The 12,250-nt window shown below is 63.1% G+C and carries 10 protein-coding genes; 3 read left to right on the top strand and 7 right to left on the bottom strand.

Translation table 11 applies throughout. The features are described from left to right. Window positions 1–130: 130 nt before the first annotated feature. The 3 genes from ntrC to glnA form a co-directional block, all read right to left on the bottom strand. Window positions 131–1,633 (bottom strand): nitrogen regulation protein NR(I), encoded by a 1,503-nt coding sequence (gene ntrC, locus LJ655_RS26840; RefSeq protein WP_230564190.1) that lies wholly within the window; start codon window positions 1,631–1,633, stop codon window positions 131–133. Between the two features lie 36 nt (window positions 1,634–1,669). Continuing rightward, window positions 1,670–2,812 carry a nitrogen regulation protein NR(II) gene (glnL, locus tag LJ655_RS26835; RefSeq protein ID WP_230564189.1) on the bottom strand — a complete coding sequence of 381 codons (1,143 nt, stop codon included), beginning with the start codon at window positions 2,810–2,812 and terminating at the stop codon, window positions 1,670–1,672. 199 nt (window positions 2,813–3,011) lie between these two features. Continuing rightward, window positions 3,012–4,427 carry a type I glutamate--ammonia ligase gene (glnA, locus tag LJ655_RS26830; RefSeq protein WP_230564188.1) on the bottom strand — a complete coding sequence of 472 codons (1,416 nt, stop codon included), beginning with the start codon at window positions 4,425–4,427 and terminating at the stop codon, window positions 3,012–3,014. On the opposite strand from glnA, the gene LJ655_RS26825 reads away from it, so the two are divergent. Then, window positions 4,402–4,782: a hypothetical protein gene (locus tag LJ655_RS26825; protein WP_230564187.1), complete on the top strand. Its 381-nt coding sequence runs from the start codon at window positions 4,402–4,404 to the stop codon at window positions 4,780–4,782. The genes glnA and LJ655_RS26825 overlap by 26 nt on opposite strands. A 99-nt stretch (window positions 4,783–4,881) precedes the next feature. Further along, the gene (locus tag LJ655_RS26820) at window positions 4,882–5,346 is read left to right on the top strand and encodes a rhodanese-like domain-containing protein (protein ID WP_230564186.1); all 465 of its coding nucleotides are present in this window, start codon (window positions 4,882–4,884) and stop codon (window positions 5,344–5,346) included. 161 nt (window positions 5,347–5,507) lie between these two features. On the opposite strand, the gene LJ655_RS26815 is transcribed toward LJ655_RS26820, so the two are convergent. The 4 genes from LJ655_RS26815 to LJ655_RS26800 form a co-directional block, all read right to left on the bottom strand. Then, the gene (locus tag LJ655_RS26815; RefSeq protein WP_230564185.1) at window positions 5,508–6,353 is read right to left on the bottom strand and encodes a competence/damage-inducible protein A; all 846 of its coding nucleotides are present in this window, start codon (window positions 6,351–6,353) and stop codon (window positions 5,508–5,510) included. Between the two features lie 19 nt (window positions 6,354–6,372). Next, on the bottom strand, window positions 6,373–7,206 hold the full coding sequence (locus LJ655_RS26810) for an EI24 domain-containing protein (protein WP_230564184.1): 834 nt from the start codon (window positions 7,204–7,206) through the stop codon (window positions 6,373–6,375). Between the two features lie 174 nt (window positions 7,207–7,380). After that, window positions 7,381–8,379, bottom strand: coding sequence for a sterol desaturase family protein (locus tag LJ655_RS26805; protein ID WP_230564183.1), 999 nt, complete (start codon window positions 8,377–8,379; stop codon window positions 7,381–7,383). A gap of 60 nt (window positions 8,380–8,439) precedes the next feature. Continuing rightward, the gene (locus LJ655_RS26800; RefSeq protein ID WP_230564182.1) at window positions 8,440–9,459 is read right to left on the bottom strand and encodes a YVTN family beta-propeller repeat protein; all 1,020 of its coding nucleotides are present in this window, start codon (window positions 9,457–9,459) and stop codon (window positions 8,440–8,442) included. A 572-nt stretch (window positions 9,460–10,031) separates the two neighbouring features. Here LJ655_RS26800 and LJ655_RS26795 point away from each other — a divergent pair. Then, a complete protein-coding gene (locus LJ655_RS26795) occupies window positions 10,032–12,245 on the top strand; it encodes a YadA family autotransporter adhesin (RefSeq protein ID WP_230564181.1) in 2,214 nt (737 codons plus the stop codon). Window positions 12,246–12,250: the final 5 nt, after the last annotated feature.

The raw sequence follows: 12,250 nt of genomic DNA, 5'->3' as shown, positions 1-12,250 counted from the left end.
GGATCGGATCAGCGTTGATTATGCCTTGTGCGCGGTGTTTGCCCGTTCGGTGCGAGACTCGATCCGGAAACGACAACGGCGGCCGGAGCCGCCCTCGCCTGCGCTGCGCGAATCGCTCGACACCAGCGCGTCACGGCTCCAGGTTGAGCTCCTGAATCTTGCGCGTAATCGTGTTGCGGCCGATGCCAAGCCGCTCTGCTGCCTCGACCTTGCGGCCGCGCGTGAAGTCGAGCGCCTCGCGGATCACGGCTGCCTCGAAACGGCGCGCCAGTTCGTCCATCACGTCAGCCGCGTTCTCGCGCAGCATGCGCGCGACTTCGGTGCGCAAGCCGCCTTCCCACGCGCTCAGTGCGTTCGCCACCGTCACACCGGCCGCGTTAGACGCATGCAACAACGTGCCGCCACCCGCGAATCCTGCGCTGGCCGGCGCGGCGCCATCCACGGTCGCGCCGGCCGCGGCATCGCCCGCGCCGACCTGCGCGGGACCGAGATCGGGCGGCAGATCCTTGATCTCGATCGTCTGCGCAGGCGCCATCACGGTGAGCCAGTTCGCGAGATTTTCCAGTTGCCGCACGTTGCCCGGAAACGGCAGCGCCGCGAGGTACGCGAGCGCCTGTTCGGACACGCGCTTCGGTTCGACACCGAGATCGCGCGCACTCTTCTGCAGGAAGTGTCGCGTGAGCAGCGGTATATCCTCGCTGCGCTCGCGCAGCGCGGGCAAGCGCAGACGGATCACGTTGAGACGGTGATACAGGTCTTCGCGAAACAGCCCCTGGCGCACGCGCGTTTCGAGATTCTGGTGCGTCGCCGCGATCACGCGCACGTTCGCCCGCAACGGATTGTGGCCGCCCACGCGATAGAACTGCCCGTCCGACAGCACGCGCAACAGACGCGTCTGCAGATCGAACGGCATGTCGCCGATTTCATCGAGAAAGAGCGTGCCGTTTTCGGCCTGCTCGAAGCGGCCCTGGCGCATCGCCTGCGCGCCGGTAAAGGCGCCGCGCTCGTGACCGAACAGCTCGGACTCCAGCAGATCCTTCGGAATCGCGGCCGTGTTCAGTGCGATGAAGGGACCGTTCGCGCGTGGGCTATGTCGGTGCAACGCACGCGCGACCAGTTCCTTCCCGGTGCCTGATTCGCCGGTAATGAGCACGGTGGCCGCCGAATGCGACAGACGGCCGATCGCACGAAACATGTCCTGCATCGCCGGCGCCTGGCCGAGCATCTCGGGCGCTTCGGCGACGCGCTCGTCCCACGTCTGCTCACCGCGCATACTTTCGTCAACCGCGCGGCGAATCAGTTCGACCGCCTTGTCGACGTCGAACGGCTTCGCGAGATACTCGAACGCGCCGCCCTGGAATGCGGCGACCGCGCTATCGAGATCCGAAAACGCGGTCATGATGATGACCGGCAGCCCCGGCAGCTTGTCGTGTACCGTCTGCAGCAGTTCGAGCCCGGAGCCGCCGGGCATGCGGATATCGGAGACCAGCACCTGCGGGCTGTCGTGATCGAGCGCGGCCGACGCTTCGCGCACATTCGCGAAGCTGCGCGTCGCAAAGTTCTCGCGCGCCAGCGCTTTCTCGAGCACCCAGCGAATCGATTGATCGTCGTCTACTATCCAGATCGGCTTCATAAAGGTCGGTCAGAAGTCTTGAAATACGTGTGGTATCTAACTGTCGAGCGGTAGCAGAATCTGAAACTCGGTATGGCCCGGCCGGCTGTCCACCTCGATCAGGCCATCATGCTGCTGCACGAAGGTCTGCGCGAGCGTGAGACCTAGACCGCTGCCGTCCTCGCGCCCCGACACGAGGGGATAGAAAATGCGGTCACGAATCTCTTCGGGAATGCCTGGGCCGTTGTCGATGATATGCAAGTCCAGTGCCAGCTTGCACAGGCGTTTTGAAATCGTGACCTTGCGCGCAACGCGCGTGCGCAACTCGATGCGCGCGTCGCCCTGCGAGATCCGCTCGCGCAAGGCCTCGGCCGCATTGCGCACGATGTTCAGCAGCGCCTGGATCAGCTGTTCCTTGTCGCCGCGCAGGTCCGGCACGCTGACGTCGTAGTCGCGCTCGATCGTCAGACCGCGCGGAAACTCAGCGAGAATCACCTGACGCACGCGCTCGCACACCTCGTGAATGTTCACATCGCCGACGATATGCGGATGCCGGTGCGGTTCGAGCAAACGGTCGACCAGCGTCTGCAGCCGGTCCGATTCCTTGATGATGACCTGGGTGTACTCGCGCAACTCGTCGCGCTGACGCTCGCCGAGTTCGAACTCCAGCAACTGCGCGGCACCGCGAATGCCGCCTAGCGGATTCTTGATCTCGTGCGCGAGGTTACGGATCAGATGCTTGTTGACCGCCGTCAGATCGTTGATGCGCTCCTCGCGGTCGGTGCGCAGATGCCGTTCGTTCTCGAACAGTTCGAGCAGCACGTAGTCCTGTGCGCTTTCAAGAAAGCCGACGATCGCATGCACATGCAGCGGCTCGTGGCCAGGACGCTCCAGCACGGCGTCCAGATGCGTCGCGTGAAAACGGTGCGCGGCGATCGCGGTAATCGTCGCGATCAGTTCGTCCGCGTTCGAGAAGATGTCCGGCCACGCCATCTGCGTCAATTGCCGGCGCGACATCTCGAGCATCGACTCCGCCGACGGATTCGCAAACGCGACGCGCAGCGTGCGCTTTTCGAGCACCAACACGACGGTCGGCAGCGTCTCGAAGCCCGGCAGCAACCCGGAGCTCACGAGCTGCGCGTCGTCCGACAGCGTCTGTTCGTGTCCTTTCCTTGCCTTGATCAGATTTTTCAGAACCATCTTGCAGTCTGGCCGGTGAGAGATGGTGATAAATCAGGAGTGCTGCTTTTTTATGCTTCTTCGAATTGCAGATTGCCCGCGCGCGGCCGGCCGTGCGTACGGCCTAACGAAAAAGGGACGGCGCCGCCGTCCCTTCGTGACCGATCGCGAGCGTCGGGCAAAGCGCTTCGCCGGATAAAGGGCAAAGCGCCATGGCCGCTTACAGCGAGTAGTACATTTCGAATTCGATCGGGTGCACCGACTGACGATAACGTTGCAGTTCCGTCGTCTTCAGTTCGATGTACGCGTCGAGCATCGAATCCGTGAACACGCCACCGCGCGTCAGGAATTCGCGGTCCGCGTCGAGCGCGTCGAGCGCCTGATCGAGGCCTGCGCACACGGTCGGGATCTTTGCATCCTCTTCAGGCGGCAGGTCGTACAGGTTCTTGTCGGCGGCTTCGCCCGGGTGAATCTTGTTCTGCACGCCGTCCAGACCCGCCATCATCAGCGCGGAGAAGCACAGGTACGGATTCGCCAGCGGATCCGGGAAGCGGGTTTCGATACGGCGGCCCTTCGGGTTCGACACGTGCGGAATACGGATCGATGCCGAACGGTTGCGAGCCGAGTAAGCCAGCTTCACCGGTGCTTCGAAGTGCGGCACGAGACGCTTGTACGAGTTCGTACCCGGGTTCGTGATCGCGTTCAGCGCGCGAGCGTGCTTGATGATGCCGCCGATGTAGAACAGCGCGAATTCCGACAGACCTGCGTAGCCGTTGCCCGCGAACAGGTTCTGGCCGTCCTTCCAGATCGACTGGTGAACGTGCATGCCCGAACCGTTGTCGCCAACGACCGGCTTCGGCATGAACGTCGCCGTCTTGCCGTACGTGTGCGCGACGTTGTGGATGATGTACTTCATCTGCTGCAGCCAGTCAGCACGCTGCACGAGCGTCGAGAACTTGGTGCCGATTTCGTTCTGGCCCTGGCCCGCCACTTCGTGGTGGTGCACTTCGACCGGGATGCCGATCTGCTCGAGCAGCAGACACATTTCCGAGCGGATGTCCTGGAACGTGTCGACCGGCGCGACCGGGAAGTAGCCGCCCTTCGTGCCCGGACGGTGGCCGGTGTTGCCGCCTTCGAATTCCTTCGCCGACGACCACGGTGCTTCTTCCGAACCGATCTTGATGAAGCAGCCCGACTGGTCCGTGTTCCACTGGACCGAATCGAAAATGAAGAATTCCGGTTCCGGACCGAAGTATGCGGTATCGCCGAGGCCCGAGCTCTTCAGGTACGCTTCGGCGCGCTTCGCGAGCGAGCGCGGGTCGCGCTCGTAGCCCTTGCCGTCAGCCGGTTCGACGACGTCGCAAGTCAGCACGAGGGTCGACTCTTCGTAGAACGGGTCGATGAAGGCCGTGTTCGCGTCCGGGACCAGCAACATGTCCGATGCCTCGATGCCCTTCCAGCCGGCAATCGACGAACCGTCAAACGCATGGCCGCTTTCGAACTTGTCTTCATCGAATGCCGACACCGGCACCGAAACGTGTTGCTCTTTGCCGCGCGTGTCGGTGAAACGGAAGTCGACAAACTTGACGTCTTCGTCCTTGACGAGTTGAATGACGTCGGCCACGGATTTACTCATAACCTATCTCCTGATTAATAAATTCGGCGGATTTCAGCCGCCGCCCAATCTAGCTGACCCGTCCCGGCGCGTCCACCTATGCGGCGTCGCAAAGCGAAAATTCTGCCGGAGCAAATCGATCGGCACCGATAAAGCAGATAGTGTGCCATCTCTGAGGCCGGCAGGCGCCGATCCGGCGCACACCGTTGCTGCGCTTATCTTCGCGGACCACGCGCACGGTGTGGACGGGTGGGCGAACAAATGTCCGCACATTGTAAAGCACCAGTTTTGTGCATTCACCGCTTTGGAAATCACTGCACTTTCCATTTTGGTGCAAACGGGACAAAATGCACCACCTTTGCGCATCGAGGTCTGAGGCATGTCCGCCGACTGGCCGGCGTCGTCCAGTCTACACACATCTGCGCAGCGCCTGCCGCGCTAAAATGATCATTTGGTCCGAAGGAGACTGACGCTCATGAGTAAGCTCGAACAGCTTTACGCGCAGGCGGACGCCCGCCGCACCGAGAACCAGCTGCCCTACGCGGGCGCGTTGTCGCCGGCCGAGGCGTTTGAACTGCTCCAGCTCGATCCCCGCACGCGTCTCGTCGACGTGCGTACCCGCGCCGAACTCGACTGGGTCGGCCGTCCAGTGGTCGGCGACGGACAATACGCGCACGTTGAATGGACGCGCTATCCGGGCGCGGTGCCCAATCAGGAATTCGTGCAGCAACTCGCGCAGGTGGCGACGCCCGACACGCCGGTCCTGTTTCTGTGCCGCAGTGCCGCGCGCTCGAAGCTCGCTGCGATCGCCGCGACCCAAGCCGGGTTCACGAAAGCGTATGACCTGCTGGAAGGCTTCGAAGGCGACAAGGACAGCCAGGGGCATCGCAAGACCGTGTCGGGATGGTGTTTCCGCGGCTTGCCGTGGATCGGCGCTTGATGCCGGGAACGCACTGCCCGCGCAAGCGGAAGCCCGTGGAGCACGGCTGAAGCAAGCTAATCAGAATAGGACGCGCCGACCATCCATTGATCGTATCGTCGGCGCAGGGGTGACACTTCGATGTCGCGGCCCCCTGCAGCCGGGCTACTTCCATTGAGCACTCAGCTTCGCGGCTTGCCCGCGGCCGCCGCTGCTATCGCTGCTTCAGGCTCGACGATATCGCCACCGAGCAGATGCACTCCCTCGCGCAGCTTCACGAACGCCGCGGCGACGGCTTCCGGCTCCCCCTTCACGCCGAGATCGATGTGATGCCGCGCATACACGCCGCCGCGCTCCGCATCGCCGACACTCGGCAGACTGAATACCCGCACGCCCGGGAAATCGTGCTCGATTTTTTCCATCAGCGGCGTCACGCGCGACTCCGGCAATTCGAACACCAGCAGTGATTTTTCAGCGTGCGGTATCGAGTGATGCAGATGCGCGTACTGCGTATCGAGCACCCATTCGATCATCGGCCAGGCCATCACCGGGAAACCCGGTACGAAATGGTGCTGGCGGATCGAAAAGCCCGGAATCTTGTTATAGCCGTTCGGAATGATTTCGGCGCCCTGCGGGTACGTGCCCATATTCAGGCGATGCCGGTTTTCGGGCGAGTTCAGATCGAGCGGCGTCGGCGCGTTCGCCGGATACATGTCGCGGATGCGCTCCTGAATCAACTTCGCGGCCTGCGGATGCAACTCGAGCGGCACGCCGAGCGCGGCCGCCGCGCACTGGCGCGTGTGGTCATCCGGAGTCGCGCCGATGCCGCCCGTCGAGAAGACGATGTCGCCCGACGCGAAGGTGCGCCGCAGCGTCGCCGTGATGCGCTCAGGATCGTCGCCGATATACTCCGCCCAGCCGAGCGACAGCCCGCGCGCGCCGAGCAATTCGATGACCTTCGGCAGATGCTTGTCGACGCGTCTGCCCGACAGGATTTCATCGCCGATGATGATGACGCCAAATGCCATTGCCGCCTCGTTCGTTGGATCAATAGGGAACCGGCGCGACCTCACGCGCGCCGCCGGGCGCTTCCGCCCGCATACGCTGTAGCGCGCGCAGGCAGTAGTAGCCGAACCATAGCGCCGAGAACACGAGAATGAGCGCGTAAATCCAGATCGTCACCGTCGTGATCACCGGGAAAAGCACGATCAGCCATACCGACGACGCCCACAGCAGCGTCGGCACCGAACCCAGCAGGCCGCTCACGATGCCAATCGCCAGCAGCGGCAGCCGATGGCGCCGCACGAGTTCGCGCCGTTCGTCACGCGTCGCATGCAACGCGAGCGCGTCGTAGGTCATCACGCGATACGTGAGCCAGCCCCACAAAAGCGGCGGAATCAGCGCGAAGAACGGTGGCACGAGCCACAGCGGTAGTGTGACGATCAGCAGCACGAGACACAGCAGCGTGGCCCATAGCGCCTGCCCGAGGCTACCGTACCACGTTCCGCCGCGCCGCATTTCGAGCTCGGCGAACTGGCGCGTAGCGAGAAAGCGGATCACAGCCGGCATCGACAGCATGGCGATCAGCAGCAGCACCGTGACGACGATCAGCGGGATCGCCAACGCGATCACGATGAATGGCGCGATGACCGCGTGCAGCGCCGAAAAACCGAGCCGGTCGAACAGATGGTAAAGCGTGGCGGTGAATGACCAGTCGTCGAGCCAGGTGCGGGTCGCGCCGGTCAGCGTCTGCCAGAAGAACCACAGGAGCACGCCCCAGCCGACGGTGGCGACGATAAAAGGTTTGAAGGTGAGCCAGAGCATGCGCGGATGCAACGCGCTTGCGAGCGCGCGCCCGAACGAGCGCAACAGATCATTCATGCGAGCCAGTGCCTGCGAACGAAACGATGGAACGGAAATCACGCTGCGCGCCGACCAGGCATGCTGGACCACTGCTGCGTGCGTGCGAACGTGCACAGCATAAACCAGAGGACGCGCCGCCGGCAGAAGTGGGCGGCGCGGCAGAGCGCGTGCTCGGACGGACTCGGAATGGACTCAAACGGCGGCGGTGTCGTTGCCGCGTGCGCGGCGGTTCGGCACGAGGCGCTGCGCGATCCGGACGAACGCGAACCAGTGCTGTGCCCAGAAGCCCTCGCCATAGCGGCGGCCTGCGAGCTGATCGCTGATACCGGTCGGCTCCATCTCGCGGCTCCACGACACGCTGCGAAACAGCATGTCCCACCACGGGAACAGCACGCCGAAATTGCAGCCGTACTTGAGCCCTTCATGCCCATAGCCGATTGCGTGGTGACGGCGGTGAAAGGTCGGGCTGACGAGCAACCGCTCGCCGAGCCAGCCGTAGTACACGCGAATATTCGCGTGCTGCACACTTTGCGCAAGGTTCGCGATCGCAACCAGCACGACGAATTGCGACGGCTGCACACCGATGACAAGCGCGATGACCGCGAAAAACGACGCCTGCAGCAGGTCGTCGAGCAGATGGTTACGATCGTCGGACCACAGCGACATCTGCCGCTGACTATGGTGTACCGCATGCAGCTCCCACCACACGCCGATACGGTGCTGCCAGCGGTGATACCAGTAGGCGGCAAAATCGAGCACGAGCAGATACATGACGAACGTGACGAGCGGCTGCGAGGTGACGCCGGGCCACAGATTGTCGAAGTTGAGGTTCGCAATGCCGTGCAGCCGCAACCAGCCTTGCACGCTGTCGAAGAACGGCTGGAGCGCAAAGAAAAAGAACAGATTCAGAATGCCGAGCTTGGCGATCCACGTATACAGCACGTCGACGCGCACCGCCTTACGGCTCGCCCATCGCTCGACCGGGCGCAGCGCCTCGAGCGGCCGCAGGATCGCGTACATCGCCAGCACCTCGAGCACACCGACGATGACCCAGTACAGGCTGTCGTAGGTGTCCTCGTCGTAGTCCATCAGGTTGAAACGGAACAGCAGCGGCTGCACCACGTCGATGTACAGCCATGTCTGCACGGCGGAAACGACGCTGTCGAGTGACGAGAAAATCAGATGGAACATGATGCTGGCCTGGTTACTTCATCCTTGATGGTTCACTCGGGTGCCCTTGCCCTGTCGTCCTCAGGCACCGTTCGGCGCAGTGACCGGCGCGCGATCGAAGAAATAGATGCCGTGCGGCGAGCGGCCCACCGCAATCGTCTGGATCAGCTTGTGCGTATTGAGGTCGATGACGCCGATGTGCTTCGCGAAGCGGAAGGTCACCCACAGATAGCGTTTGTCGGCGGACAGTTCCATGTCATCCGGTCCTGGCATCAGGCCGGTGATGTCGCCAACGTTGGTGAGCGTGTCTTCGTCGATGATGCTGATCGTGCTAGCCACCCGGTTCGACACCGCGACATGCTTGCCGTCGGCGAGCGAGCGGAAGTTGTGTGCGCCCTGGCCTGTGTGAATCGTCTTGACGAGCTTCTGGTTGCGCCAGTCGACTACGGCGACATAGTCCTCACCAGTCATGCCGACGAGCAGGTACTTTTCGCCCGGCGTCATCCACAGACCCGCGGGCACCTTGCCGACCTTCATCTTCCATTTGACGGTTTGCGTGGGCAGGTCGATCGCGGCGAGCTCACCCGATACCTGCAGCGTGACGAACACGGTCTTGCTGTCGTTCGAAAAAGCCATGTGGCTCGGCATTACCGCGAGCGGCAGCCGCGCGGCCAGCGTCATCTGGTTTTTCTGTCCGTCGTAGTGATAGACGTCGAGGCGGTCCAGCCGCAGACCTGTCGTGACGAGCCACTTGCGATCCGGCGAAAAACCGATTTGATAGGGATCTTCGATGTTCTCGATCCAGCGCTGCACTTGACCCGTTTTTGGATCGACGAACATCAGATTGTTCGACACCGAATTGGCGACGATCAGCGAAGAGTTGTCCGGCGTGGCCATCAGATGATGCGGCTCCTTGCCCGTGGGCACGGTGCCGACGACCTGGCGGCTATTTTCGTCGATCAGACTCAGCGTGGCTTCGCCGGAGTTCAGCACGATCACGTCGTTGGCGTGCGCCGCCGGAGAAAAAAAGCCTGCGGCGGCAGCCAGCACCGCCGTCGCGGCGAACGTGGCAGTCAAGCCGGGAAGAAAAAATTTACGCATGAAAACTCGCTTCGGAGAATAGCCGTGATTGTAGAACGTTTGCCGCCCCGAGCGGTTGACGCAAGTCACCGTGCGACGACGGGAAATTGGGGGGCGCGGTGAAGCATTGCGGCGCGGGGGATGGTTCGTCTCCCGCGGCCAGTTCATGCTCCCTGCGTACGTTTTGGAATCAGGAATCAATCTGCTCTCCGTCTCAGTATCAATCAGGCACCTGTCACCCTTAAAATCGCACGGATCGCCACCCGGGAAAATAAGAATATTCCTTTTTCCTTATCAATAAAAATCCATCCGTATTAATATATTTTTTAGCCCGATTGAATTTCGGAGTTCTCTGATATCTGAATAAGGCCCCGCGACTGGAAAATTCATCTTACGCGCCGCCCATCAGCGTCTGCTCCCCGAAATTCGGCCATAGAGCGCTGAGGTCGGCACGTGTTCGACCCAATAACGCGAGCCTCAATATCGACTGGCGTTTTTGCATTTTAAATATCTCGAGCCCATGCCGACAATAACATCTCGTTAATATCGGATTACGCGCTGCGCACCACCACAATAATGCGGAGGCCTTTTAATTGACGAACAAAAATATATCTCTCATTTCCCGTGCGGTCCGAAGCGCGGCGAGCGTTTCTATAGCGGCGGCCCTCTACGTCACGGAAGCGAGCGGCGCCGGGTTCGATTCCATTGAGCTAGGTACGGCCAGCGCGCCCGGCGACGTCGCGGTCGCAATAGGTGCAGAGGCCACGGCCAGCGGCAACTCATCGTTGGCGGCCGGCTGGCAGGCGAATGCGCAAAACGACGGCGCGATCGCGGTAGGCGTGAACGCCTCGGCCCAAGGCGACGGCGCCGTCACCATAGGAGCCTCCTCTTCCGCGCAAGGCGAAGGCGCGAGCGCCTTCGGGTCGTTTGCGAGTGCCCAGGCGCAACGCGCAACCGCAATCGGCCTGAACGCAGCGGCGCTCGGCCTCGACTCCGTTGCAACGGGCTCCGGTTCAATCGCGGCAAACCCGGCCGCCTCTGCGTTCGGCTCTCTGTCCACGGCGACCAGCGTCGGATCGACCGCACTCGGTTATCTCGCGCAAGCCGGCGGCACCAGTGCCCTTGCCGCCGGAGCATGGGCCTCGGCGCTCTCGGACGCGAGCGTCGCGCTTGGCAGTAATGCCCTCGTCAGCGGCCTCGGCGCCATCGCACTCGGCGCGGCCGCACAGGCGAGCGGCGCCTACGCGAGCGCAATCGGTTTTGGCGCCACGGCCGCGGGCGCCGGGGCGATCGCGCTTGGAAACGACGCGAACGCGAGCGCCGGCAATAGCGTTGCCTTGGGCGCCAATTCGAGCACCACGGCCGATCTCGCGCAAAGCGCGTTTGCACCCGCGGGAACGGGCGTCACGCCGATTGCGGCCGCCACCCCGACCGGCGAAGTTTCGCTCGGCTCGGCGAATAACGAGCGTCGCATGACGAACGTCGCCGCGGGCGCGGCGCCCACCGACGCCGTCAACGTAAGCCAGTTGAGCGCCGTCGACGGAAAGGTCGATGCACTTGCTCAAAGCGGCGCGCTGCACTACTTCAGCGCCTACGATCCGGTCGACGGCTCCAACGACGCGCTCGCCGACGGCACACACGCGCTCGCCGCGGGCAGCAACGCCAGCGCGACGGGCACCGGCACAACGGCGTTCGGCACGAACGCCAGCGCGAACGGCACGGGTTCGACCGCGATCGGCGCGGGCGCCGTCGCAGCCGCCGAAAGCGCGCTGTCGATTGGTTACAACGCGAGCGCGCTAGCGGCGAACTCCGTCGCGCTTGGCCAAGGCTCGATTGCCGACCGCGCGGGCACCGTGTCGGTCGGTTCAGCAGGCAACGAGCGCCAGATTACCAACGTCGCGGCCGGCACCGCCGACACCGACGCGGTCAACGTCGCGCAGTTGAAAGCCTTGAGCGACCAGAGCAGCGCGACTGCAGCGAAGCTCGACGGAGCGCTCATGTACGACACGAACGCGGACGGCAGCATCAACTGGAATAGCGTGACGCTCGGTGGCGATTCAACGGACGGCACCGTCATCCATAACGTCGCGGACGGCGTGCTGGCCTCCGACGCGGTCAACCTCGGCCAGTTGAATGCGGCGCTCGAGGGCGCAATCAATAACGCGGCGATCGGCTCGCCGAGCGCGTTGGTCAACGCGGCAGGCGATAGCGCGACCGAAAGCGCGCAAGCCTCGGGCTCGCACGCAATCGCGGCTGGAGCGAACGCGCAGGCGAGCGGCGCAAACGCCATTGCCACCGGAGCGAATGCCATCGCCAGCGGCAACAACGCTACGGCGCTTGGCGCCGCAGCCAGCGCGAGCGCCGACAACTCGGTAGCGTTGGGCCAAGGCTCAGTCGCAGAGCGCGCGAACACCGTATCGGTCGGCACGGCAGGCCAGGAGCGCCAGATCACCAACGTCGCGGCCGGCGTGCGAGGCACCGATGCGGTCAACGTCAATCAGTTGCAGCAAAGCGTGAGTGGCGCGATCAGCGAGGCAAATCGCTATACCGATGACCAGATCCGCTCGGCCCGCCGGGATAGCTATGGCGGCACCGCAGCGGCGCTCGCGATGGCCGGCTTGCCGCAAGCGGTCCTGCCGGGACACGGCATGGTCGCCATGGGAGGCGGCACGTACGGCGGACAATCGGCGCTAGCGATCAGCGTGTCGCAGTTATCGGACACCGGCAAGTGGATCTACAAAGTCCAGGGCAGCACTGATTCTCGCGGGCAGTTCGGCGCATCGATCGGAGCGGGGATGCATTGGTGACATCA

The sequence above is a fragment of the Paraburkholderia translucens genome, from assembly GCF_020881035.1.
GTDB lineage: Bacteria > Pseudomonadota > Gammaproteobacteria > Burkholderiales > Burkholderiaceae > Paraburkholderia > Paraburkholderia translucens.
Note: the sequence above shows the minus strand (reverse complement) of the source record. Positions and strands in the feature narration are given on the sequence as shown.